The 22,283-nt window shown below is 69.4% G+C and carries 27 protein-coding genes and 2 tRNA genes; 24 read left to right on the top strand and 5 right to left on the bottom strand.

Annotated features, from left to right (window positions below):
• Window positions 1-226 precede the first annotated feature (226 nt).
• Together OO52_RS24150 and OO52_RS24145 are read left to right on the top strand one after the other, a co-directional pair.
• Window positions 227-421, top strand: coding sequence for a hypothetical protein (locus OO52_RS24150; RefSeq protein WP_030648672.1), 195 nt, complete (start codon window positions 227-229; stop codon window positions 419-421).
• A gap of 30 nt (window positions 422-451) precedes the next feature.
• Window positions 452-739 carry a hypothetical protein gene (locus OO52_RS24145; RefSeq protein WP_030648669.1) on the top strand — a complete coding sequence of 96 codons (288 nt, stop codon included), beginning with the start codon at window positions 452-454 and terminating at the stop codon, window positions 737-739.
• Window positions 740-1,324: 585 nt separating this feature from the next.
• Here OO52_RS24145 and OO52_RS50965 read toward each other — a convergent pair.
• From OO52_RS50965 to OO52_RS24135, 3 genes are all read right to left on the bottom strand, one after another.
• Window positions 1,325-1,516, bottom strand: a complete 192-nt coding sequence (locus OO52_RS50965) for a hypothetical protein (protein ID WP_158712550.1) — start codon at window positions 1,514-1,516, stop codon at window positions 1,325-1,327.
• An 813-nt stretch (window positions 1,517-2,329) separates the two neighbouring features.
• Window positions 2,330-3,565: a helix-turn-helix domain-containing protein gene (locus OO52_RS24140; RefSeq protein ID WP_030648666.1), complete on the bottom strand. Its 1,236-nt coding sequence runs from the start codon at window positions 3,563-3,565 to the stop codon at window positions 2,330-2,332.
• Entirely contained in the window at window positions 3,562-3,882 is a 321-nt protein-coding gene (locus OO52_RS24135; protein WP_030648662.1) for a putative quinol monooxygenase, read from the bottom strand. Before OO52_RS24135 ends, OO52_RS24140 begins: the two co-directional genes overlap by 4 nt.
• A 191-nt stretch (window positions 3,883-4,073) precedes the next feature.
• On the opposite strand from OO52_RS24135, the gene OO52_RS24130 reads away from it, so the two are divergent.
• From OO52_RS24130 to OO52_RS24080, 13 genes are all read left to right on the top strand, one after another.
• Window positions 4,074-4,403 carry a hypothetical protein gene (locus OO52_RS24130; RefSeq protein WP_030648659.1) on the top strand — a complete coding sequence of 110 codons (330 nt, stop codon included), beginning with the start codon at window positions 4,074-4,076 and terminating at the stop codon, window positions 4,401-4,403.
• Window positions 4,404-4,405: 2 nt separating this feature from the next.
• Complete coding sequence (locus tag OO52_RS24125; protein ID WP_030648656.1) at window positions 4,406-5,746, top strand: FtsK/SpoIIIE domain-containing protein; 1,341 nt, start codon at window positions 4,406-4,408, stop codon at window positions 5,744-5,746.
• An 86-nt stretch (window positions 5,747-5,832) separates the two neighbouring features.
• On the top strand, window positions 5,833-6,000 hold the full coding sequence (locus tag OO52_RS51635) for a hypothetical protein (RefSeq protein WP_167347936.1): 168 nt from the start codon (window positions 5,833-5,835) through the stop codon (window positions 5,998-6,000).
• Between the two features lie 48 nt (window positions 6,001-6,048).
• On the top strand, window positions 6,049-6,726 hold the full coding sequence (locus OO52_RS24120) for a DUF2637 domain-containing protein (RefSeq protein ID WP_030648652.1): 678 nt from the start codon (window positions 6,049-6,051) through the stop codon (window positions 6,724-6,726).
• Window positions 6,727-6,743: 17 nt separating this feature from the next.
• Window positions 6,744-6,932 carry a mobile element transfer protein gene (locus OO52_RS24115; RefSeq protein WP_030648649.1) on the top strand — a complete coding sequence of 63 codons (189 nt, stop codon included), beginning with the start codon at window positions 6,744-6,746 and terminating at the stop codon, window positions 6,930-6,932.
• A 16-nt stretch (window positions 6,933-6,948) separates the two neighbouring features.
• Window positions 6,949-7,104, top strand: a complete 156-nt coding sequence (locus OO52_RS51630) for a hypothetical protein (protein WP_167347935.1) — start codon at window positions 6,949-6,951, stop codon at window positions 7,102-7,104.
• Between the two features lie 24 nt (window positions 7,105-7,128).
• Window positions 7,129-7,431: a hypothetical protein gene (locus OO52_RS24110; RefSeq protein WP_030648646.1), complete on the top strand. Its 303-nt coding sequence runs from the start codon at window positions 7,129-7,131 to the stop codon at window positions 7,429-7,431.
• Between the two features lies 1 nt (window position 7,432).
• Window positions 7,433-7,669 (top strand): hypothetical protein, encoded by a 237-nt coding sequence (locus tag OO52_RS24105; RefSeq protein ID WP_030648643.1) that lies wholly within the window; start codon window positions 7,433-7,435, stop codon window positions 7,667-7,669.
• Window positions 7,670-7,763: 94 nt separating this feature from the next.
• A complete protein-coding gene (locus tag OO52_RS24100) occupies window positions 7,764-7,943 on the top strand; it encodes a hypothetical protein (protein ID WP_030648640.1) in 180 nt (59 codons plus the stop codon).
• 5 nt (window positions 7,944-7,948) lie between these two features.
• Window positions 7,949-8,119: a hypothetical protein gene (locus OO52_RS51625; RefSeq protein WP_167347934.1), complete on the top strand. Its 171-nt coding sequence runs from the start codon at window positions 7,949-7,951 to the stop codon at window positions 8,117-8,119.
• Entirely contained in the window at window positions 8,116-9,504 is a 1,389-nt protein-coding gene (repSA, locus tag OO52_RS24090) for a replication initiator protein RepSA (RefSeq protein ID WP_030648632.1), read from the top strand. Before OO52_RS51625 ends, repSA begins: the two co-directional genes overlap by 4 nt.
• Entirely contained in the window at window positions 9,497-9,709 is a 213-nt protein-coding gene (locus OO52_RS24085; RefSeq protein ID WP_030648629.1) for an excisionase family DNA-binding protein, read from the top strand. Before repSA ends, OO52_RS24085 begins: the two co-directional genes overlap by 8 nt.
• Window positions 9,709-10,854 (top strand): tyrosine-type recombinase/integrase, encoded by a 1,146-nt coding sequence (locus tag OO52_RS24080; RefSeq protein ID WP_051818693.1) that lies wholly within the window; start codon window positions 9,709-9,711, stop codon window positions 10,852-10,854. Before OO52_RS24085 ends, OO52_RS24080 begins: the two co-directional genes overlap by 1 nt.
• Before the next feature lie 69 nt (window positions 10,855-10,923).
• Here OO52_RS24080 and OO52_RS24075 read toward each other — a convergent pair.
• Window positions 10,924-10,994 (bottom strand) — tRNA-Gly (locus OO52_RS24075).
• Window positions 10,995-11,154: 160 nt separating this feature from the next.
• Here OO52_RS24075 and OO52_RS24070 point away from each other — a divergent pair.
• The 5 genes from OO52_RS24070 (at window position 11,155) to clpX (ending at window position 15,917) form a co-directional block, all read left to right on the top strand.
• Window positions 11,155-11,231: transfer RNA gene (locus OO52_RS24070), tRNA-Pro, on the top strand.
• Window positions 11,232-11,425: 194 nt separating this feature from the next.
• Window positions 11,426-12,814: a trigger factor gene (gene tig / locus OO52_RS24065; RefSeq protein ID WP_030648626.1), complete on the top strand. Its 1,389-nt coding sequence runs from the start codon at window positions 11,426-11,428 to the stop codon at window positions 12,812-12,814.
• Between the two features lie 306 nt (window positions 12,815-13,120).
• Window positions 13,121-13,726: an ATP-dependent Clp protease proteolytic subunit gene (locus OO52_RS24060; protein WP_030648616.1), complete on the top strand. Its 606-nt coding sequence runs from the start codon at window positions 13,121-13,123 to the stop codon at window positions 13,724-13,726.
• A 67-nt stretch (window positions 13,727-13,793) separates the two neighbouring features.
• The gene (locus tag OO52_RS24055; protein ID WP_030648613.1) at window positions 13,794-14,459 is read left to right on the top strand and encodes an ATP-dependent Clp protease proteolytic subunit; all 666 of its coding nucleotides are present in this window, start codon (window positions 13,794-13,796) and stop codon (window positions 14,457-14,459) included.
• A 171-nt stretch (window positions 14,460-14,630) separates the two neighbouring features.
• The gene (gene clpX, locus OO52_RS24050) at window positions 14,631-15,917 is read left to right on the top strand and encodes an ATP-dependent Clp protease ATP-binding subunit ClpX (RefSeq protein WP_030648610.1); all 1,287 of its coding nucleotides are present in this window, start codon (window positions 14,631-14,633) and stop codon (window positions 15,915-15,917) included.
• Window positions 15,918-15,989: 72 nt separating this feature from the next.
• Here clpX and OO52_RS24045 read toward each other — a convergent pair whose 3' ends face one another.
• The gene (locus OO52_RS24045) at window positions 15,990-16,952 is read right to left on the bottom strand and encodes a hypothetical protein (protein ID WP_030648608.1); all 963 of its coding nucleotides are present in this window, start codon (window positions 16,950-16,952) and stop codon (window positions 15,990-15,992) included.
• A 137-nt stretch (window positions 16,953-17,089) separates the two neighbouring features.
• On the opposite strand from OO52_RS24045, the gene OO52_RS24040 reads away from it, so the two are divergent.
• The 4 genes from OO52_RS24040 (at window position 17,090) to ndk (ending at window position 22,274) form a co-directional block, all read left to right on the top strand.
• The gene (locus OO52_RS24040; protein WP_030648605.1) at window positions 17,090-19,714 is read left to right on the top strand and encodes a valine--tRNA ligase; all 2,625 of its coding nucleotides are present in this window, start codon (window positions 17,090-17,092) and stop codon (window positions 19,712-19,714) included.
• Between the two features lie 194 nt (window positions 19,715-19,908).
• The gene (gene folC / locus OO52_RS24035) at window positions 19,909-21,423 is read left to right on the top strand and encodes a bifunctional tetrahydrofolate synthase/dihydrofolate synthase (protein ID WP_030648603.1); all 1,515 of its coding nucleotides are present in this window, start codon (window positions 19,909-19,911) and stop codon (window positions 21,421-21,423) included.
• 9 nt (window positions 21,424-21,432) lie between these two features.
• On the top strand, window positions 21,433-21,795 hold the full coding sequence (locus tag OO52_RS24030; RefSeq protein ID WP_030648601.1) for a DUF4233 domain-containing protein: 363 nt from the start codon (window positions 21,433-21,435) through the stop codon (window positions 21,793-21,795).
• Window positions 21,796-21,860: 65 nt separating this feature from the next.
• On the top strand, window positions 21,861-22,274 hold the full coding sequence (gene ndk / locus OO52_RS24025; protein WP_014672706.1) for a nucleoside-diphosphate kinase: 414 nt from the start codon (window positions 21,861-21,863) through the stop codon (window positions 22,272-22,274).
• Window positions 22,275-22,283 lie beyond the last annotated feature (9 nt).

Below are 22,283 nucleotides of genomic sequence, written 5' to 3'. Positions count from 1 at the left end.
CGTGCATTGCGTGGTTATTGAAACGAACTCCCGGGAATTCGTGTGGATTTCGTGACCGCGTCACCGGTCGCATTCCTGTGCGAGGTGTCCCGCGCATGTGTGTTCGTCCGGCGTTGTGTCAGGACCCGCATACGGTGGGCGGGTTGGTGGCACGATGGTTCTGGCGGGGGTGCGCGGGCCGTACCTCCGGGCCGGGAGAGCGGACCGACCGAGGGTGTGATCAGTTGTGGCCATTTCACTGTCTGTGGTGCTGCTGTTGGCGATCATCCTGGTGGTGTTGATCCGAGGGGGGAACATCAAGGCCGGCCCGGCCATCGTCGCCATCCTCTTCGGTTTCTTCCTCGCCTCGACCGGCATGGCCCCATCGATCAACCGCTTCCTGAACTCGATAGCGGAGTCCATCAACTCGATCAGGTTCTGACCGGCAGGGGAGCCGGGGGTCACGACGGGGGTGTGTACGGGTAGGGCGCCGGGGCGCCTGCGGCCGCCGGAGGCCGGCGACCACCCGGCCGAGGGCGGCGCCGGCAACGCCGGCATGGCCGTGGTCCACCTCGCCCTGAACAAGAGGTGCCCCATCGCCTCCGGCCGCCGCATCCGGTTCCGCAGCGAGGTGACCGCCGCCCGCGACGCCTTCACGGCAACCGCCGACACGGCCCGCTCCCGCCCGTCGGACCGCGCGCACTCGCCGCCGAGGCCCCGCACGACATCCGCCGGGCCGGAATGGTCCACCGGGACCTGAACCCGGCCGACCCCGCCACCGGCAATCCCCGTCGACAGGTCACGGCCAGGACGCGCTGCCCCCGCTCGCACACACCCGGGCCACCTCGTGCCACCGCCCGGCGCGCCGCCCAGACAGCACCACGGCGGTCCCCGTCCTGTCCGGGGCGCCTTCCTGCGGCAGGCGGTCCCGGTAGTACTCCGACTCCGACCACTCCTCCTTCACGAACAGTGGGCGCGTAAGGAGCGAGCGATGCGTCAGGGGTGTGGAGCACCCAGTCCCGGCTCGGAGACCTTCAGCGCCTCGACGACCTCTGCCGGCGACATCCCGAACCGCAGCGGCCCGACACCGCCCTCAGCCGGACAGGCCCCGGGAACGGCAGAAGGCCCAGGTGAGAGGCATTCAACCTCTCACCTGGGCCTTCGGCATCCAGAGCGGGCGACGGGAATCGAACCCGCGTAGCTAGTTTGGAAGATCGCGTACGCGGGTCCGCTGCGAGCTGGCAGAACGCTGACCTGCATGTCGGCTGAGGAATGGCCGCTCTTCCCCGTGGTTCCCCCTTGTGTGCCCTTCCAACGGGCACGCCGGGGGCACGCTGCCCAGAGGTCAGGAATAGTGCAGCAACACGACTGCGGCTCCTGTCAGCGCCGTGATCAAACTGGCAAGAGCCGAGATCAGTGCCGCTGCCTGGGCTAGCTTGCTTGCCTCCTGTGGTCTCACTGCTGTACTGTCCGGCGTATCCCGATAGGCATTGTGATGCAATGCCTTTGAGGGTTGGGCGGGCTTCTTCTCCAGCAAGGGGTCCTCCTGTTGGCCATCAGGCGTCAGCGCGCGGTGAGAGGTGTCGCGGACGTCCTTTTGGCGTATCTGCGTGTGTAGCTGCGTACCCTAGCATGCGTGCGGCTGCAACTCGCCTGCGCTGGCTGCCACTTGCGAGCATGCGGTCCTGAGCTGCTTCAAGACGGTAACAGTGGGCGCCCCAGTGCTCATCCGGCCGTCTCCACGTCTGGTCACTTCCAGCAAGTAAGCATTTGGGGTGAGACTCACGGACACTCGCGTCCACTCACCGAAACTCACGTTTGCTCGCCGCAGCATGCGGTTGCGCTTACGCCAAGGTTGGCCGGAATGTTGCCATGCCGTTGCTGGTCCTCCCTGGCCAACTGCCTCAACCCACCACTGTCCCCAGCTTCCATCCCGTACGCCGTCGACCCACACACCGTGGAGCGGGCGTGGTTCCTGGCGTCCAGGTGGAGCGCGCCACTGTACGAACGACCTGGACGCCAGGGGCCGCGTCTGCTCGGCTCTGCCTGGGTCGATGGTGTGCGGGATGGGAGCCCCCAGCATCTGCCACAACGGGCCCGCAGTCGGCGACGGCGCCCCCTCCATCCCGGTGCCGGCCGATCCCCCGCCGGAGGCACTGTTCTGACCGTCAGTGTGCGCGGTGATCGACTCATGGCCGCCGGCCCTATCCACCAGTGGGCGCGCGTCGGCGCAGCGCGGGCGGAGCGGGCCGAAGGCAGGAGCGTCGCCCGCAGCGGAGCCGGGAGCGCGCCCGGCGGAGCGGAGCGAAGCCGGGGCTTGATGAGGTAGAGAAACCTGTAACAGGTCGGTCTAGAGGACAGCGCTCCGCTCGGCTAGGTCTCGCAGCGCGTCTGGCACCCGGGGCCCGGAGAGCTGGATCAAGTCGCGAATGACCTCGCGGGCAAGGTGGTGGTCCTGGATTTGCTCGGGCGCCAAGGCCTCAGCCTCCAAGATCGCGGCTGTGGCCTCGCCGACGTGTCGCCGCTGCGCGTGTGCTCGCGCCACGTCAAGCAAGAAACGCGACTGCCGTTCGGGTGACAAGCCGGACGTGTCCACGTCCTGGGCCACCTCTAGGGCAAGCCCTGCATCTCCCAGCTCGACCGCTGTACTCACGGCGTGGACTTCCACATTCGTCGGCCCGAACTCCGTGTCAAAGTCGTTGCGGTCCTCACCCAACCGCGCAGCGATCCCTCGTGCCCGCGCAATGTGCTCATGGGTTCGTGCTCGGTTGCCCTCCCTCGCGTTGATCACCGCAAGGACCAGGTTCATGGCGCCCAACAGCGACAGCTCTTCCGGCGGGCATGCCGGCGCCTCCGCCCTCGGTTCCATGACGGCCACAGCTGACTTCGCTGCTTGCTCCGCCTGCTCCATGTGCTGCTGCCTCATGAAGGCGTGCGCCATGCGGAACAGGCTCGCGACCACCTCCAAGGGCTGGCCCGCCAGCTCGGCTGCCTGCAATGCCCGGTCCGCTGCGATCCACGCCGCATCCGCCTGGTCCTGCCGCGTGAAGCTGGCTGCGGCCACCTGATACGCCTTGGCGCGCAAGGAGTGAAGCTCCGTGCGGTCACCCGCGGGCGCGTGACGTACTGCGGTCTCGATCCTGGGCAACAGCTTGGCGAGGTGATCGCTGAGTGCCGCGTAGCTCGACGCGTGCACGAGGCTCCACGCCTCATCCACTTGTCGACGGAAGTCGGCGAGCGATGGGGTCGGTTCGGCTGGCGGCTGCTGAAAGAGACTGCCCAGTGCTGGGTGACCGGTGAGGGCTACTCGTAGTCCGTCGAGGTCGTTGCTCCTCGCCTCGGCCTCCGGCTCGACTTCCTCTGCCGGCGGGGCGTCTGGCCGGAGTTCTCGTACGGGTACGTTGAGCGCGTCGGCCAGAGCTTGCAGAACCGATAGCCGCTCGACGGGCTGTACGCCTCTTTCGACCTGTGACACCCAACTTTCCGAGCGCCCCATGGCGACGGCAAGGTCGCTTTGTGACATGCCTGCGGCGCGTCGCAGCTCCTTGACCCTCGGGCCTAGGGCCTTGGTGTCAGGGGTCGTCACTTCTCTGCTCCGGTGGGGTACTTGCCGGCGTACGGCTGGAGGCGGTCCACCTCGGTCTTCTCGACGTACTTGTCGCGTTCCGCCAGGAAGTGACGCGTGTGCGGCTGACGCTCGTGCTCCTCGAAGGCCTCTCGATCGGCGTAGATCTCGAAGAAGATCCGCTCATTGGGCGCTCCCTCAACCTCGTGGCACGCATAGACCAGCGTGCCGGGTTCGTGCGCCCGGATGCCTGCGACGGTCTCCCGGACCAGGGCGTCAAACGCTTCGCCAGCACCGTCGCGAAGCGTGAAGCGGACAAAGAGCCCGTAGTTGCTCATATGTTCCTCCCTTGGCTTAGTAGTCAGTCTCGCAGACCCGGACTTCCGCTACTAGTCGCAGTTTTTCTGTTGACTCGCAGTTTTTCTGCGAGTAGCTTCGGTGGTGTCGCAAAACAAGGCGCCCCGGGCTACGTGCCATCCGCCAAGATCACGACGCAGCCCGGGGCTCATCCCATGAGGGAGACTCCAGAATGCCATCGTTCAAGATCGACCTTTCGACCGCTGTGGTGTTCGTGGCGACCGCACCGGTGCCGAAGATGGCGAATGCCAAGACCGGTGAGCGGGCCATCGACCGGGAGACCGGTGCGGGCCTGTCGACCGTGGGCCTGCTCGTCTCGGACGAGGGGGAGGGGAACCTGTACCAGGTGACCATCCCGGAGACGGGCTACCAGGGGGACCTGGTGCCGGGCATGCCGGTGAAGGTGATCGGGCTGAAGGCCCGTGACTGGGAGAACGAGTTCAACGGGCAGAAGCGGCACGGCATCTCGTTCCGCGCGGTTGCGATCACCCCGGCGGCCTGACCATGACCGACGTGACGATGTGGCTGGAGGCCACGGCCGGCTTAACCGCCGCCGGTGGTGTCGGCTACGCGAGGGTGCGGGCTCCGCGCGCGTACTGGGCGCTGGTGGGTCTGCCGGCGACGCTGACGCGGTTCGGGTTCTCGTACCGGTCCACGATGGACGTGTGCGGGCTGACGGTGCAGCCGTCGGGTCTGCGGGCGTTCATGACCCGCAACCTGGCTCGCCGTGAGGTGCAGCCGGTGCCGCCGAAGATCCGCCGGGTGCGGGGCACGTCGACCGGGCTGCGGGTGACCCTGCGGCTCCCGGCTGGCTTGGAGCCTGCGGACGTGACTGCGGCCTCGGAACGGCTGCGGCATGCCTGGGGTGTGCACTCGGTGACCGTGGTGGAGACCAAGCCGGGTTTCGTTGAGCTGCGGATGACCGGGTATGACGTGCTGCGCCGGGTTCGGATGCCGCGTAAGGCGGTGCCGCACGACATGATCGTGCCGGTGGCCCTGCGGGAGGACGGGACCGCCTTCGAGCGCGACTACCGCAAGGCCCCGATGGCGCTCACCTTGGGCGCGAACCAGTCCGGCAAGTCCATGTACCAGCGCAACCTGATCAAGGGCCTCGCCCAACTGCCGGTCGCGCTGGTGGGAGTGGACTGCAAGCGCGGCGTCGAGCAGTCCCGCTACGCCCCGCGTCTGTCGGCCCTGGTCACCACCCCGGATGACGCCGCGTCCCTGTTCGGCATCCTGGTTGCGGAGATGGAAGACCGCTTCGACCTGCTGAGCAAGCACGGCGTCTCCGAGATCTGGGAACTGCCCGAAGCGTTGCGGCCGGTGCCGGTGGTGGTCCTGGTGGATGAGGTCGCGGAACTGTTCCTGATCTCCTCACGCAAGGATGAGGAGCGGCGGGAGCGGATCGTCACCGGCTTGATCCGGCTGGCGCAGATGGCTCGCGCGGTCGGGATCTACCTGGAGATCTGCGGACAGCGGTTCGGCTCCGACCTGGGCAAGGGCGCCACCATGCTCCGCGCCCAGCTCACCGGCCGTGTCGTGCACCGGGTCAACGACAAGCAGACCGCCGAAATGGGCCTCGCCGACGTCGCCCCGGACGCCGTGCCGGCCGCGAGCCTGATCCAGATGGACCGGCCCGGTACCGCCGTCGCTGCGGACACCTCCGGTGGCTGGTCGAAGATCCGCACCCCCGCCGTCACGCAGGAAGAAGTGGTGACGGTCTGCCGGGCCTTCGCCCACCTGGTCCCGGACCTGCCGTTCCTCGACCCGTTCCGCCCCTACGTGCCCGCCACGGCGCCAGCGGACTCCCCGTCGCTGGTCAAGCCGCGACCGGTCACTGAGTAACCCCCTCCCCGTTCCACGGTCGGCGCGACCGCTCTCGCGCCAGGTCCCTACCCGGTCCATGCCGAAAACCGGAAGGCGGTTCCACCGTGGCAGCACCCAAGACCACCCGCTCCGGCGAGGCCGAGCAGTGCCCGGTGTGCAAGGGCACCGGCGAGGTCTCCCGCACGGTCCGCGTCGGCCGCAAGCGCCGCACGGTCGGCAAGCAGGTCGGCCTCTGCCTCAACTGCCTCGGCTCCGGCCACAACCCCGACTGATCTTCGCCCCGCCTGTGGGCCCGACTCCCGTGAAGGGAGGTGTTCTCCATGCCTCGCTCGTCCCTCCGCCCGGACGCCGTGCTCGTTCAGGCTGTGATCGCCGGTGCGCTGTCCTTCGCCCACCTGCATGACCTGGCCGCAGCGGCAGGTCAGTCCGGGTGGAAGGCCTGGGCCTACCCGGTCTCCGTCGACCTGCTGCTGGTCGCCGCGTGGCGTCGGCTGCGCAACGCCCGGCGTGACCGCTCGGCCTGGACCTGGTTCGTCATCGCCCTGGGCGCCTCGCTCGGCGCCAACATCGCCACCGCCGGACTCCTCGACCTCGGCAACGTCCCGGCCTGGCTGCGCATCCTCGTGGCCGGCTGGCCCGCCCTGGCCTTCCTCGGCGGAACCCTGCTCGTCCACTCACCCACCACCCCGCCCCCGGCCCCGGCTGAGCCGGAAACCGAGCAACCCGTCGTGCCGGAAGTCGCCGTCCACCGCGCCGACGAATCCGCACCCGCGCCGGCGCCCGAACTGGCTCCCGCGCCCGCGCCGGAACCAGCCCCGGTGAAGCCCGCGGCTTCCGCCCCGGTCATCCCGGCAGCGCTGCTGGATCACGCCCGCAAGCTCGCCGAGACCCACCGGGTCTCCACCGGCTCCCCGATGCCCGCCGACGTGCTTGCCGCCCGCCTCGGCCTGCCCGAGGACATGACCCGCACCATCACCGACCAACTCCAACTCGCCTGACCCGAAGGGAATCGCCCGTGACCGTCCACCGCCGCTTCCGTGACGTGATCCGCATCGGCCCCGTCCAGGTCGCCACCTCCTACGACGGCCGTGGCCGTGACAAGCACACCGCCGCCTGCACGGCCCCGCGTTGCGGCTTCTCCGCCGACTACGACAGCCGCGCCGCCGCCGAACTCGCCGCCCGCACCCACCGCTGCAAGTCCTGAAAGGGGAGATCCCGCCATGGACGTTCCGCTCTGGCTCGCCGTCGCCGCGATCGGCTACCTCGGCGTCAAGCACGTCCACCCGCCGTGGTGGCTCGTGGCCCTGCTCCTCCTCGGCGGCTACCTCGTCGCCCACAGCTTCCTCGGCCCCGTCGTCGCCTCCCTCGTCAACTAACCCAACCGGAAGGGGCAAATCGCCGTGTTCACCCCGAAGTACCCGCCCCAGGACACCGCCCCGCCCCCGGCCACCGTCCAACCGCAGGCCACCGCACCCGTCCCGGCCGCACAGGCCCCGGCTCCGCCCGCCCCGGTGTCGAACCGGCCGACCGTCCAGCTCACCCCCGGCACCGCGCTCGCCCTCGTCGGCGGCGGCACGGCCGTCGTTCTGGTCGTCGGCGCGGTCCTGGTCTCCATGCTCCTCGCGGTCGCCATCACCGCCACCTCCGTGGCCGTGTGCGCCGTCGTCCTCCGCTCGATGCTGAACGCTGAAAGGAAGCGCTGACATGGGCATCTTCAGCCGCAAGAACAACGCCCCGGAACCCGCCCGCAACGAAGAGATGGTCGAACTCGGCCGCGAGTACGCCATCGCCCGCCGCCACCGCGACACCAGGGCCATGAACCGGATCATGCGCCAGATCGGCACCGACAAGGACGTGACCGACCTGAGCGACTTCCGCGCCGGCCAGGAGTCCTACGACTCCATCCCGCCCATCCCGCGCGGTCGCAACCGCCGCCGCTAAACGGCCCCCGGGGCGGCCTCGGTCGCCAAACTTCCGCCGCCCCGGGTGCCTGCACCTCTTCCAGATCCAACGGACCCGAAAGGGAACCCTCATCATGCCCCAGCGCGCCCAGAACACGCCCATCTGCCGCGACTGCGACGGCTTCGCCACCGCCGCCATCACCTCCGGCACCCGCCACCCGGACGGCACCCGCGCCACCCTCACCGTCACCTGCCCGACCTGCAAGGGCACCGGCCACACCACCCCCGCCCCCACGCTCACCCGGACGAGGTGACCGCCGTGGCGTTCCTCGACTGGCGCTCGCCCGAGCACTTCGACCACAGCAGCGACAAGCCCTGCGTGATCTGCACCAAGCCCACCCCGCTCCGCTCCGACACCGGCAAGCCCGTCCACAAGGTGTGCGCCGAGGAGTGGATCGACACCCACCCGCCGAAGGAGGAGCAGCGTTGACCGACGCCGCCACCCGGGCGGGCCTGGACCCGGCCACCCTCAACGACCTGCTGAGGCTGGCCGGGTCAGACGGCTTCGACCGCATCCAAGACCAGATCCGCCGCACCGGCGGCTGCACCGACCCGATCCGACTCACGGGCGCCACGGTCACCCGAGACGCGTCCACGGGGCAGGTGCTGCACGCGTACTCCACGGACACCGAGCCCGGAGGTGTCCTCCGTGTGGCGTGCGGCAACCGCCGTGCCTCCCGCTGCCCCTCCTGCGCCTGGACCTACGCCGGCGATACCTACCACCTCATCCGCGCCGGCCTCGTCGGCGACCCCGCCAAAGGCACCCCCGAGACCATCCGAGACCACCCCCGCGTCTTCGCCACCCTCACCGCCCCCTCGTTCGGCCCCGTCCACAACCGACCCGGCAACCGGCCCTGCCGCTGCGGCACCCGCCACCCCGAGGACGCACCCGAACTCGGCACCCCGCTGGACCCCGAGACATACGACTACGCGGGCGCCGTGCTGTGGAATAACCACGCCTCCGAGCTGTGGCGGTACTTCACGATCTACCTGCGCCGGGAGATCGCGAAGCGTGCCGGCCTCACCCAGAAGGCCGCGCGGGAGCAGTCCCGGGTCTCCTTCGGCAAGGTCGCCGAGTACCAGAAGCGCGGAGCCGTCCACTTCCACGCCGTGATCCGCTTCGACGGACCTGACGGCCCCGACAGCCCGCCGCCGGCCTGGGCGACCCTCAACCTGCTCACCGACGCCATCCGCGCCGCAGCCGCCCGCGTCGCTGTCGACGTCGACCCGGCCGGCGACCAGCCCGCCCGCACGCTCACGTGGGGAACGCAGCTCGACGTCCGCCCGATCCGCGCCTTCGGTGACGGTGAGGAGATCACGGAACAGGCCGTGGCCTCCTACGTGGCCAAGTACGCGACCAAAGCCGCCGAGACCACCGGCACCGTCGACCGCCGCATCGGCAACAAAGAGGCCCTGACCCTGCTCGGCGTCCCCGACCACCCGGCCCGGCTCATCGAGGCATGCCTCGACCTGCACGCGCTGTACCCGGACCGCAAGCTGCGCGACTGGGCCCACATGCTCGGCTTCCGCGGCCACTTCTCCACCAAGTCCCGCCGCTACTCCACCACCCTCGGCGCGCTGCGCCAGACCCGAGCCGACTACCGCGCCGCCCAGCAACGCGCCGCCCTCGGCCTGCCCGACCCCAACGACGAGGAAGCAACCACCCTGACCCTCGCCCACTGGACCTACGCCGGCCACGGCCACACCCCCGGTGAGTCCTGGCTCGCCGCCAACATCCGCCGCGACATTCAGCAGAGCCGCGAGATCGCACGCGAAGAACGTCCCGTCTTGGAAGGAGCGCACGACCATGAATGAGCGGTATCTCACCGTGGACCAGGTGGCCGAAGTACTCGGCACGACCGCGCGCTTCCCCCGGCGCCTGATCGAAGAACGGCGGATCACCTACGTGAAGGTCGGCCGGCACGTTCGCATCCCCGAGAGCGCCGTACGCGACTTCATCGCCGCCAACACCGTCGAGCCGCGCCGCCGGGCCTCTGCCCGCCAGGAGGTGGCTGCCTGATGGCCGGTAGGCGTCGACAGTTCGGCCGGGTCCGCAAGCTCCCGTCCGGCCGCTACCAGGCCCGCTACGTCGGCCCTGACGGCGTGCTGCGCCCTGCCCCCGACACGTTTCGGACGAAGCGTGAGGCGGACGACTGGCTCGCGGACGTCCAGACCGAGATGCGGCAGGGGGACTGGCGCGACCCCGACGCGGCCAAGGTGCCCTTCGAGCAGTACGCGAAGGCGTGGGTGGCCGAACGGCCCTTGGCCAAGTCCACCGAGGAGCTGTACGAGATCCTCGTCCGGGTACACCTGGCGCCCACCTTCGGGCGTCTGTCCATCGCCGACATCACGCCGGCTGCCGTCCGTGCCTGGAGGCATGCCCGGCTGAAGCAGGGCATCGGCCCGACCACGGTCGCCAAGGCCTACTCGCTGCTCCGCACGATCATGGGGACGGCCGTTGAAGACGGCTTGATCCGCCGCAACCCGTGTCAGATCCGCAACGGCGGCACGGTGTCCACCCCGGAGCGGCCCACCGCCTCCGTCCTGGACGTCTTCGCCATCGCCGACGCCTCACAGCCCCGCTACCGCGCCCTGGTGCTGCTCGGCGCCTTCTGCGCCCTGCGGTGGGGCGAACTGGTCGCACTGCGCCGACGGGACGTCGACCTGGAGGCGGGCATGATTCGGGTGCGCGGCTCGGTCTCGGAGCTGAACAACGGCGAGCGGATCTACAAGGCACCCAAGAGCGAGGCGGGCAAGCGGTCCGTGGCCATTCCGCGTTCGATCATGCCGGTGGTCGTCGCTCACATGAAGCAGTTCGCGGAGCCCGGTGTTGACGGCCGAGTGTTCGTCGGCGCGAAGGGTGCCACTCCTCGCCGCAACCACTTCAACGTGCTGTGGCACAAGGCGTGCGCCGAAGTCGGTGTGACCGGTCTCCGGTTCCATGATCTTCGGCACACCGGGAACACCCTGGCGTCCCAGACCAACGCCAGCACGCGCGAGTTGATGACCCGGCTCGGCCATAGCTCGACCCGTGCGGCGCTGATCTATCAGCACACTTCGGATCACCGTGAGCGGGAGATCGCCGACGGGGTCGACGCGGTGATCGTGAACGCTCTGAAGCGGCGTCGCCGGCCGAAGGGGCACGCGGGGGGCACGGAGGGCTGATCGACCCCCGTGACGGCAGAAGGCCCAGGGAGAGGAAAACACCCTCTCACCTGGGCCTTCGGCATCCAGAGCGGGCGACGGGAATCGAACCCGCGTAGCTAGTTTGGAAGACTAGGGCTCTACCATTGAGCTACGCCCGCAGCAGTGCGCCGCAGGTCGGCGACCGCGGCACTGAAGGCATCGTAGCGGGTCGCCCGCCGTCGGGGCCAACGAGTAGGGCGACGCGGCACCGCGCGTCCCGCCTCGGAGAATGCGGCCGACGGATCGGGCCGAGGCATGTACCCTACGTGTCGCACCAGACGGGGTGTGGCGCAGCTTGGTAGCGCGTCCGCTTTGGGAGCGGAAGGCCGTGGGTTCAAATCCCGCCACCCCGACCACCGGCTCGTGACGTCCGGCTCAGTGACGTCGTGATGATCGCCTTTTGGGGCGCTGACCGGCTGCGGTTACTATGCAAGCTGCGCGCCCGTGTGTCCCGGCCCTCACGGCCTACGAACTCCTCCGGGCGGCGAAATCGGCCGGACCCATCGGGCTCCGGCAGAACCCGAGAAGTCAGCCACAAGGAGACCGAACCGTGAAGAGCGCCGTGGAGACCCTGAACCCGACCCGGGTTCGGCTCACTGTCGAGGTGCCCTTCGAGGAGCTCAAGGACAGCCTCGACGCGGCGTACAAGAAGATCAACCAGCAGGTCACGGTGAAGGGCTTCCGCAAGGGCAAGATCCCGGCCCGCGTGATCGACCAGCGGTTCGGCCGCGGTGCGGTGCTGGAGGAGGCCGTCAACGACGCGCTGCCCAAGTTCTACACCGAGGCGGTCAACGAGGCCGAGCTGAGCCCGCTGGGCCAGCCCGAGGTCGACATCACCGAGCTGAAGGACGGCGAGACGCTGAACTTCACCGCCGAGGTCGACATCCGTCCGACCCTGGAGATCCCGGACTACTCCGGTATCGAGGTCGAGGTCGACGCCGTCGAGGTGACGGACGAGGACGTCGAGAAGTCCGTGGAGCAGCTGCGTGAGCGCTTCGCGTCGACCTCTCCCGTCGAGCGTGCCGCCGAGGACGGCGACGTCGTCACCATCGACCTGGAGGCCAAGGTCGACGGCGAGGTGCTGGAGGACGGCATCGCCAACGGCGTCTCCTACACCATCGGCTCCGGCGAGCTGCTGGACGGCATCGACGACGCCGTCAAGGGCCTGTCCGCCGGTGAGGAGGCCACCTTCACCTCCGAGCTGAAGGGCGGCTCCGCCGCGGGCAAGGAGGCCGAGGTCACCGTCAAGGTCACCCAGGTCGCCGCCCGTGAACTGCCCGCGCTGGACGACGAGTTCGCGCAGCTGGCCTCCGAGTTCGACACCCTGGAGGAGCTGAAGGCCGACAGCCGCAAGCGCCTCACCAACATGAAGCAGTTCGACCAGGCCACGCAGGCCCAGGAGCGCGTCCTGGAGAAGCTGCTGGAGCTGGTGGAGGTCCCGGTTCCCGAGAAGCTCCTCGAGGACGAGATCAACACCCGCAAGCACAACCTCGAGCACCACCAGCTCGCCCAGATGGGTCTCACCCTCGACAAGTACCTCGAGATCCAGGGCAAGACCGCCGAGGAGTTCGAGACCGAGACCCGCGAGGCCGCGGTCAAGGGCATCAAGACCCAGTTCGTCCTCGACGAGCTGGTCAAGAAGGAGAACCTCAACGTCAACCAGGAGGAGCTCACCGAGCACCTCATGCGGCGTGCGGCCTCCTCCGGCATGTCCCCCGACCAGTTCGCCCAGGCCGTCGTCGAGGGCGGCCAGGTGCCGCTCCTGGTCGGCGAGGTCGCCCGCGGCAAGGCCCTGGCCGTCGTGGTCGAGTCCGCCACGGTGAAGGACACCAACGGCGAGATCGTCAACCTGGACGACGAGGAGGAGACCGAGGAGGCGCCGGCCGAGGCCGAGGCCGCCGAGGCGTCCGACTCCGCCGAGGAGAAGACCGAGGGCTGAGCCGGCCCTACGGCGCCTGTAAGGCACGTACGACGGGCCCTGGGGGCTTCCCCCGGGGCCCGTTGCCTTCCCCGGCACCCGACCCCCGCCGCCTTCCCCGGCGGCGCCGTACGGGGCGTGCCGGCCCGCGCGGAGCGTGGTCCCGGGCATTCCCCGGCGCCCCCGTGGAGCGACCTGCGCTGACAGCGAACAGCTCACTTACCGGGATTCCCCGAAGGGAACGTCGCGTTAGGGTCCATGAAAGGCAGAACAATGAGACGGCCCGGCGCCGTCGTAAGACGAGCAGGTGGATACGTGACGAATCTGATGCCCTCCGCCGCCGGCGAGCCTTCCATCGGTGGTGGCCTCGGCGACCAGGTCTACAACCGGCTGCTCAACGAGCGGATCATCTTCCTCGGTCAGCAGGTTGACGACGACATCGCCAACAAGATCACCGCGCAGCTGCTGCTCCTTGCCGCCGATCCGGACAAGGACATCTACCTCTACATCAACAGCCCGGGCGGCTCGGTGACGGCCGGCATGGCGATCTACGACACCATGCAGTACATCCCGAACGACGTGGTGACCATCGCCATGGGCATGGCGGCCTCGATGGGCCAGTTCCTGCTCACCGGCGGCGCCGCCGGCAAGCGCTTCGCCCTGCCGCACGCGGACATCATGATGCACCAGGGCTCCGCCGGCCTCGGCGGTACGGTCTCGGACATCAAGATCCAGGCCGAGTACCTGATGCGCACCAAGAAGCGCATGTCGGAGCTGACCGCGCAGCACTCCGGCCAGACGGTCGAGACGATCATCCGCGACGGTGACCGCGACCGCTGGTTCACCCCGGAGGAGGCCAAGGAGTACGGTCTCATTGACGAGATCATCACGCACGCCTCGGGTGTTCCGGGAGGCGGCGGCACCGGTGCCTGACCGGTCCGGCCACGCCACGCACCGCCGAGACACCAGCCCCCCGAACGCCACCAGGACGGTGAACCCCATGAGCAACTTCCCCGGCGCCGCCAGCGGCATGTACGAAGGGCCCCGCCCCGACAGCCGCTACGTCATCCCGCGCTTCGTCGAGCGCACCTCCCAGGGCATCCGCGAGTACGACCCGTACGCGAAGCTCTTCGAGGAGCGCGTGATCTTCCTGGGCGTCCAGATCGACGACGCCTCCGCCAACGACGTCATGGCGCAGCTGCTGTGCCTGGAGTCGATGGACCCCGACCGGGACATCTCGATCTACATCAACAGCCCCGGTGGCGACATGACCGCCCTCACGGCGATCTACGACACGATGCAGTTCGTGAAGCCCGACATCCAGACGGTCTGCATGGGCCAGGCGGCCTCCGCCGCGGCCATCCTGCTCGCCGCGGGCACCCCCGGCAAGCGCATGGCGCTGCCGAACTCCCGGGTGCTGATCCACCAGCCGGCCGGCTCCACCGGCCGCGGTCAGCTCTCCGACCTGGAGATCATCGCCAACGAGTTCACCCGGATGCGTGAGCAGCTGGAGAACATGCTGGCCAAGCACTCGAACCGGCCCATCGAGCAGGTCCGCGAGGACATCGAGCGGGACAAGATCCTCACGGCCGAGGAGGCGCTGGAGTACGGCCTCGTCGACCAGATCATCTCCACCCGCAAGCTGAACAACAGCGCGGTCCGCTGACAGCGCAACCACGCACGTCCGGCCCCTCTTGGCACGGTGCACGTCAAAGTGAACCCTGCCAAGGGGGGCCCGAACACCGGGCCCGGCAAGGTACCGTCGGACATAAGGCAGCACCAGGAGCCGCTGGACTCATAGCGTCCAGGCGTCTCCCAGGCGAAGGGGAAGCACACCGTGGCACGCATCGGTGACGGCGGCGATCTGCTCAAGTGCTCGTTCTGCGGCAAGAGCCAGAAGCAGGTCAAGAAGCTCATCGCAGGGCCCGGTGTGTACATCTGCGACGAGTGCATCGATCTCTGCAACGAGATCATCGAGGAAGAGCTCGCGGAGACCAGCGAGGTGCGCTGGGAGGAACTGCCCAAGCCCCGCGAGATCTACGAGTTCCTCGAAGGCTATGTGGTCGGCCAGGAGGCGGCGAAGAAGGCCCTCTCCGTCGCGGTGTACAACCACTACAAGCGGGTCCAGGCGGGCGAGAACGGCGGCGCGAGCGGCCGGGACGACGCCATCGAGCTGGCGAAGTCCAACATCCTGCTGCTGGGCCCCACGGGCTCCGGCAAGACGCTCCTCGCGCAGACGCTGGCGCGCATGCTGAACGTTCCGTTCGCGATCGCCGACGCCACGGCGCTGACCGAGGCGGGCTACGTGGGCGAGGACGTCGAGAACATCCTCCTCAAGCTCATCCAGGCCGCCGACTACGACGTCAAGAAGGCCGAGACCGGGATCATCTACATCGACGAGATCGACAAGGTCGCGCGGAAGAGCGAGAACCCGTCGATCACCCGTGACGTGTCGGGCGAGGGCGTTCAGCAGGCCCTGCTGAAGATCCTGGAGGGCACCACGGCGTCGGTCCCGCCCCAGGGCGGCCGCAAGCACCCCCACCAGGAGTTCATCCAGATCGACACGACGAACGTGCTGTTCATCGTGGGCGGCGCCTTCGCCGGGCTGGAGAAGATCATCGAGGCCCGGGCCGGCGCCAAGGGCATCGGCTTCGGCGCCACGATCCTCTCCAAGCGCGAGCTGGAGTCCAAGGACGTCTTCGAGGACGTCATGCCGGAGGACCTGGTCAAGTTCGGCATGATCCCGGAGTTCATCGGCCGTCTGCCGGTGATCACGTCGGTCCACAACCTGGACCGCGAAGCGCTCCTGAAGATCCTGGTGGAGCCCCGCAACGCGCTCGTCAAGCAGTACCAGCGCCTCTTCGAACTCGACGGCGTGGAGCTGGACTTCGAACGCGAGGCCCTCGAAGCCATCGCCGACCAGGCCATCCTCCGCCAGACCGGCGCCCGCGGACTGCGCGCCATCATGGAGGAGGTCCTCCAGGGTGTGATGTACGAGGTCCCGTCCCGCAAGGACGTCGCCCGAGTCGTCATCACCGCCGACGTGGTCCTCTCCAACGTCAACCCGACCCTGATCCCGAGGGACGCCCGGGGACGGGGCTCGGGGGAGCAGAAGACGGCGTAGCCGCACCCGTCACGCACGCGAAGGGGCCCCGGTCGACCGACCGGGGCCCCTTCGTCGTCGCCGTGGAACGCGTCAGGCCTTGACGCGGACCTGCGAGCGGAACTTGGCGGTGAGTTCCGCGTCCTTCGCCGGGTCGCTGCCCCGGCCAGCCGCGAGGTTGGCGAAGTCCATCGGCATGACCATGCCGATGGTGCTGTGGTCGCCCCAGACGCAGATCGTGAGCGTCACGTCCTTCGGTCCGCCGCTGCCCGCGCCAGTGGGTGCCGTGGCCTGCTGGCACTTGAGGATCGCGCCGTCGAGCCCGGCCGGCTTGTACTCCTTCGGCTCGCCCTTCAGGGCGACGTCCTTGCTGTCGCTGTCCTTCTGCGACTCGGACTTGAAGTACGCGAACATCGCGTCGACGGTCTTCTCGGGGTCGTCGATGGTGCCGTAGACACCGCCGAAGTTGAGCCCCTTCTTGCTCAGCGGATTGTCCGGGTCCCCGGCCTCGTACGCGGCGCTGACGTCCTTGGGGTCGTGCACACCCCACTTCTCGGCGTCCTTCAGGTCGCTGTCCGTCATGCTGCCGCTGTCGCCCTTGGACTTCTTGTACTCGGACAGCACCGTCGCCGGCGTGGTCAGCTTGTGCGGTCCGTCGTCCGCCACGCCGCCGCCGCTGCCGCTGCCGGAGAGCAGGAAGTACGCGCCCACCGCCACGGCCGCCACCACGGCCACCGCGCCGATGATCAGACCCGTCTTCTTCTTGCCCCCGGCCGGCTGCGGTGCCTGCGGCATGCCGTAGGGCTGCTGCTGCCCGTAGGGGTTCGGCTGCTGGCCGTACGGGCCGGGCTGCTGCGGCGCGCCCTGCTGCGGGTAGCCGTAGCCCGGCTGCTGGGGCGGCGGGGTCTGCTGGGGGTAGCCATAGCCGGGCTGGGGAGCCTGCGGCTGCTGGCCGTAGGGGCCCGGCTGGCCGTACGGCCCAGGCTGCCCCTGCTGGCCGTACGGACCCGGCTGCTGGGGCTGCTGGCCGTACGGGCCCGGCTGGTTGTTGCTCATTCCTGGGTTCCCCTCCAGAAGCTTATGCGTTCCTGACATCCTGACCCAGGCGTGGGAACCGCACGGCACCGGGGGCCGCACCGTTACAGAACAAAGGCGTTTCGGGACCACCCCGTGACACCTCTAAACTGACCCCCGTGACCGAGAACGCTCAGCAGCAGCCACCCGCGCCCGACACCGAACTGCCGACCCAGTACGCGCCGGCCGATGTAGAGGGGCCGCTGTACGAGCGCTGGGTAGAGCGGGGCTACTTCGAGGCGGACGCGAAGAGCGACAAGCCTCCGTACACGATCGTCATCCCGCCGCCGAACGTCACGGGCAGCCTGCACCTCGGGCACGCCTTCGAGCACACGCTCATCGACGCCCTCACCCGCCGCAAGCGGATGCAGGGCTACGAGACGCTGTGGCAGCCCGGCATGGACCACGCCGGCATCGCCACGCAGAACGTGGTCGAGCGCGAGCTGGGCAAGGAGGGCAAGTCCCGGCACGACCTGGGCCGCGAGGCCTTCGTCGAGCGGGTCTGGCAGTGGAAGGCCGAGTCCGGCGGGCAGATCTCCGGGCAGATGCGGCGCCTCGGCGACGGCGTCGCCTGGTCGCGCGAGCGCTTCACCATGGACGAGGGCCTCTCCCAGGCCGTCCAGACCATCTTCAAGAAGCTCTACGACGACGAGCTGATCTACCGCGCCGAGCGCATCATCAACTGGTGCCCGCGCTGTCTCACCGCGATCTCGGACATCGAGGTCGAGTACCAGGACGACGACGGCGAGCTGGTCTCCATGAAGTACGGCGAGGGGGACGACACCATCGTCGTCGCCACCACCCGTGCCGAGACGATGCTCGGTGACACCGCCGTCGCCGTCCACCCCGACGACGAGCGGTACAAGCACCTCGTCGGCAAGCTCATCAGGCTGCCGCTGACCGACCGCTCCATCCCGGTCGTCGCGGACACGCACGTCGACCCCGAGTTCGGCACCGGCGCCGTCAAGGTCACCCCGGCGCACGACCCGAACGACTTCGAGATCGGCCAGCGCCGCGACCTGCCGGCCATCACCGTGATGGACGAGCACGCCGTCATCACCGTCCACGGCCCCTTCCAGGGCATGGACCGCCTGGAGGCCCGCTCGGCGATCGTCGCCGCGCTGCGCGCCGAGGGCCGGATCGTCGCCGAGAAGCGGCCGTACGTCCACTCCGTCGGCCACTGCTCGCGCTGCAAGACCACCATCGAGCCGCGTCTGTCCATGCAGTGGTGGGTCAAGGTCGGCCCGCTGGCCAAGGCCGCCGGCGACGCCGTCCGCGAGGGCAAGGTCAAGATCCATCCGCAGGAGATGGAGAAGCGGTACTTCGACTGGGTCGACAACCTCCACGACTGGTGCATCTCGCGCCAGCTCTGGTGGGGTCACCGGATCCCGGTCTGGTACGGCCCCGAAGGCGAGGTCGTCTGCGTCGGCCCGGACGAGGAGCCCCCCTCGGGCGAGGGCTGGCACCAGGACACCGACGTCCTCGACACCTGGTTCTCCTCCGGCCTGTGGCCCTTCTCCACCCTCGGCTGGCCCGAACAGACCGAGTCGCTCGCGAAGTTCTACCCGAACTCCGTCCTGGTCACCGGCTACGACATCCTCTTCTTCTGGGTCGCCCGGATGATGATGTTCGGCCTGTACGCGATGGACGGCACCCCGCCGTTCCACACCATCGCCCTGCACGGCATGGTCCGCGACCAGTTCGGCAAGAAGATGTCGAAGTCCTTCGGCAACGCGGTCAACCCGCTGGACTGGATGGACAAGTACGGCTCCGACGCCCTGCGCTTCACCCTGGCCCGCGGCGCCAACCCGGGCGTCGACGTGCCGATCGGCGAGGACTGGGTCCAGGGCTCCCGCAACTTCGCCAACAAGATCTGGAACGCGACCCGCTTCGCGCTCATGAACGGCGCGACGGTGGACGGCCCCCTGCCGGACCCGTCGGCCATGTCGGCCACGGACCGCTGGATCCTCTCCCGCCTCAACTCCGTCGTCGCCGAAGTCGACGCGTACTACGACGACTTCCAGTTCGCCAAGCTCTCCGACGCCCTCTTCCACTTCGCGTGGGACGAGGTCTTCGACTGGTACGTCGAGCTGTCCAAGACGGTCTTCCAGGCGGGCGGCGAGCCGGCCGAGGTCTCCAAGCGGGTCCTCGGCGAGGTCCTGGACGTCACCCTCAAGCTGCTGCACCCGGTGGTCCCGTTCGTCACCGAGACCCTCTGGACGACGCTGACCGGCGGCGAGTCGGTCGTCATCGCCGACTGGCCGACCGACAGCGGCTTCCGGGACGCGGCGGCCGAGCAGGAGATCTCCACCCTCCAGTCGGTCATCACCGAGGTCCGCCGCTTCCGCGCCGACCAGGGACTCCAGCCCGGCCAGCGGGTCCCGGCCCGTCTGACGCTGGACGGCACGCCGCTCGCCCCGCACGAGGCCGCCATCCGCCAGTTGCTCCGCCTCCAGCCGGAGGGCGAGGGCTTCACGGCCACGGCGACCCTGCCGGTGGCGGGCGCCGAGGTGGCCCTCGACCTCTCCGGGACGATCGACGTCGCCGCGGAGCGCAAGCGTCTGGCCAAGGACCTGGCCGCCGCGGAGAAGGAGAAGGCCCAGGCCACGGCCAAGCTCGGCAACGAGGCGTTCCTGGCGAAGGCCCCGGAGAACGTGGTGGACAAGATCCGCACGCGCCTGGCCAAGGCGGACGAGGACATCGCCCGCATCCAGGCCCAGCTGGAGAAGCTGCCGCAGGCGTGAGCCGTCGCCGAGGGCCCCGGCGCCGATGAGGCGCCGGGGCCCTCGGCGTGTCCCGTCAGGGACGCGGGACCGTATCGGCATGCGGCTCCGCCGCGCGGGCGCGACCAGCCCAGGGCGGCCCGCGGCCGGCCGGCGAGACAAGCCACCCCATACCGGCGCCGCGCCGCAGGCACCCGCTCCGTAGACTGGGCCTCGTGAGCGAAGCGCCCGGCACCAGCGACACCCCCGACCCCCTCGACTCCTTCGACGAGATCATCGAAGCCGAGACCACCCGCGACCCCGATCTCGCGGTCATCGAGGCCGGCAGCCGCACCCTGCGCACCCAGGGCGGCTCCCCGCAGGCGGACGTACCCGCCCGCCCCGAGGACCCCGAAGTCGACAAGGCCCTGCGCGAGGTCGAGGCGGAGCTGGCCACCCGCTGGGGCGAGACGAAGCTGGAGCCCTCGGTCAGCCGCATCGCCGCGCTGATGGACGTGCTGGGCGAGCCCCAGCGGTCGTACCCCTCGATCCACATCACGGGCACGAACGGCAAGACCTCCACCGCCCGCATGATCGAGGCCCTGCTCGGCGCCTTCGAGCTGCGCACCGGCCGCTACACCAGCCCGCACGTGCAGTCGATCACCGAGCGGATCAGCCTGGACGGCGCCCCGATCACCGCCGAGCGGTTCATCGAGACGTACCAGGACATCAAGCCGTACGTCGAGATGGTGGACGGGCAGCAGGAGTACCGGCTGTCCTTCTTCGAGGTGCTCACCGGCATGGCCTACGCGGCCTTCGCGGACGCCCCCGTGGACGTCGCGGTCGTCGAGGTCGGCATGGGCGGATCCTGGGACGCCACCAACGTGATCGACGGCGACGTCGCCGTCGTCACCCCCATCGACCTCGACCACACCGACCGGCTCGGCGAGACGCACGCGCAGATCGCCGGCGAGAAGAGCGGCATCATCAAGCAGGACGCGACCGTCATCCTGGCCCAGCAGCCGGTGGACGCGGCGCAGGTGCTGCTGAAGAAGGCCGTCGAGGTGGACGCCACGGTCGCCCGCGAGGGGCTGGAGTTCGGTGTCGTGGCCCGGCAGGTCGCGGTCGGCGGGCAGCTGCTCACACTGCGCGGCCTCGGCGGCGAGTACCCCGAGGTGTACCTCCCGCTGCACGGCGCCCACCAGGCGCACAACGCGGCCGTCGCGCTCGCCGCCGTGGAGGCGTTCTTCGGCGTCGGCGCGCAGCGTGCGGAGCCGCTGGACATCGACACCGTGCGCAAGGCGTTCGCGGCCGTGTCGTCCCCGGGCCGGCTGGAGGTCGTGCGGCGTTCTCCCACCGTCGTGCTGGACGCCGCGCACAACCCGGCGGGCGCCGAGGCCACCGCCGAGGCCGTGCGGGAGGCGTTCGACTTCACCCGGCTGATCGGGGTCGTCGGCGCGAGCGGCGACAAGAACGTGCGCGGGCTGCTGGAGGCCTTCGAGCCGATCTTCGCGGAGGTCGTCGTCACGCAGAACTCCAGCCATCGCGCCATGGACGCGGACGAGCTGGCCGCGATCGCCGTCGAGGTGTTCGGCGACGAGCGCGTGCAGGTCGAGCCGCGGCTGCCGGACGCCCTGGAGGCCGCGATCACGCTGGCCGAGGAGGAGGGCGAGTTCGCGGGCGGCGGTGTGCTGGTGACCGGTTCCGTCATCACGGTCGGCGAGGCCCGGCTGCTCCTGGGGAAGGGCTGAGAGTCGGCCATGCGTACGCTCTGTGCATCCACCCTGATCGGCGAGTTCTTCGTCATCGGCTTCGCCGGACTCGTCGCCATGAAGGACCCGGACCTGTCCACGTCCACGGTGTGGCTGGTCAGCGGCATCGCCATGCTGCTGTGCGTGCTGCTGTGCGGCATGGTGACCCGGCCCGGCGGGGTGGCCCTCGGCTGGGCCCTTCAGCTCGCCCTGATCGCCTCCGGTGTCGTCGTCCCGACCATGTACTTCCTGGGCGCGGTGTTCGCGGCGCTGTGGTGGGCTTCGGTGCACTTCGGGAGAAAGGTGGACGAGGCGAAGGCCCGCTTCGCGGCCCAGGACCGGTCCTCCTCCTCCACGGCTGACGCTGCGTAACAAAGGCCCCGACACGCCCTGTAACCTCGTCCCACCGCACCCGCAAGTCGTGTAAGGAGCCTCCCGTGAGCCAGCGCACCCTCGTCCTCCTCAAGCCCGACGCCGTCCGTCGCGGCCTGACCGGCGAGATCATCAGCCGCATCGAACGCAAGGCCGGCTGGCAGATCACCGCGCTGGAGCTGCGCACCCTGGACCAGGACACGCTGGAGCAGCACTACGGCGAGCACAAGGGCAAGCCGTTCTACGAGCCGCTGGTCGAGTTCATGTCCTCCGGTCCGGTCGTCGCGCTGATCGTGGAGGGCGAGCGGGTCATCGAGGGCGTGCGCCAGCTCGCCGGCCCGACCGACCCGATCGCCGCCGCGCCCGGTTCGATCCGCGGTGACTACGGCGTGATCGTGCGGGAGAACCTGATCCACGCCTCCGACTCCGAGGAGTCCGCCGAGCGCGAGGTGAAGATCTTCTTCCCGGGCCGCGCGTAACGCCCGCCC

Source organism: Streptomyces flaveolus (assembly GCF_000716535.1).
Classification (GTDB): Bacteria; Actinomycetota; Actinomycetes; order Streptomycetales; family Streptomycetaceae; genus Streptomyces; species Streptomyces flaveolus_A.
The sequence above is the reverse complement of the archived record's forward strand: the minus strand, read 5'-3'. Positions and strand labels throughout refer to the sequence as shown.

Excerpts from the sequence above, each read along its gene's own strand:
- OO52_RS24135 (WP_030648662.1), bottom strand. The coding sequence starts at position 3,882 with ATGAGCAACTACGGGCTCTTTGTCCGCTTCACGCTTCGCGACGGTGCT.
- OO52_RS24130 (WP_030648659.1), top strand. The coding sequence starts at position 4,074 with ATGCCATCGTTCAAGATCGACCTTTCGACCGCTGTGGTGTTCGTGGCG.
- OO52_RS24125 (WP_030648656.1), top strand. The coding sequence starts at position 4,406 with ATGACCGACGTGACGATGTGGCTGGAGGCCACGGCCGGCTTAACCGCC.
- OO52_RS24120 (WP_030648652.1), top strand. The coding sequence starts at position 6,049 with ATGCCTCGCTCGTCCCTCCGCCCGGACGCCGTGCTCGTTCAGGCTGTG.
- OO52_RS51630 (WP_167347935.1), top strand. The coding sequence starts at position 6,949 with ATGGACGTTCCGCTCTGGCTCGCCGTCGCCGCGATCGGCTACCTCGGC.
- OO52_RS24105 (WP_030648643.1), top strand. The coding sequence starts at position 7,433 with ATGGGCATCTTCAGCCGCAAGAACAACGCCCCGGAACCCGCCCGCAAC.
- OO52_RS24100 (WP_030648640.1), top strand. The coding sequence starts at position 7,764 with ATGCCCCAGCGCGCCCAGAACACGCCCATCTGCCGCGACTGCGACGGC.
- OO52_RS24085 (WP_030648629.1), top strand. The coding sequence starts at position 9,497 with ATGAATGAGCGGTATCTCACCGTGGACCAGGTGGCCGAAGTACTCGGC.
- OO52_RS24080 (WP_051818693.1), top strand. The coding sequence starts at position 9,709 with ATGGCCGGTAGGCGTCGACAGTTCGGCCGGGTCCGCAAGCTCCCGTCC.
- OO52_RS24060 (WP_030648616.1), top strand. The coding sequence starts at position 13,121 with ATGCCCTCCGCCGCCGGCGAGCCTTCCATCGGTGGTGGCCTCGGCGAC.
- OO52_RS24055 (WP_030648613.1), top strand. The coding sequence starts at position 13,794 with ATGAGCAACTTCCCCGGCGCCGCCAGCGGCATGTACGAAGGGCCCCGC.
- OO52_RS24045 (WP_030648608.1), bottom strand. The coding sequence starts at position 16,952 with ATGAGCAACAACCAGCCGGGCCCGTACGGCCAGCAGCCCCAGCAGCCG.
- OO52_RS24030 (WP_030648601.1), top strand. The coding sequence starts at position 21,433 with ATGCGTACGCTCTGTGCATCCACCCTGATCGGCGAGTTCTTCGTCATC.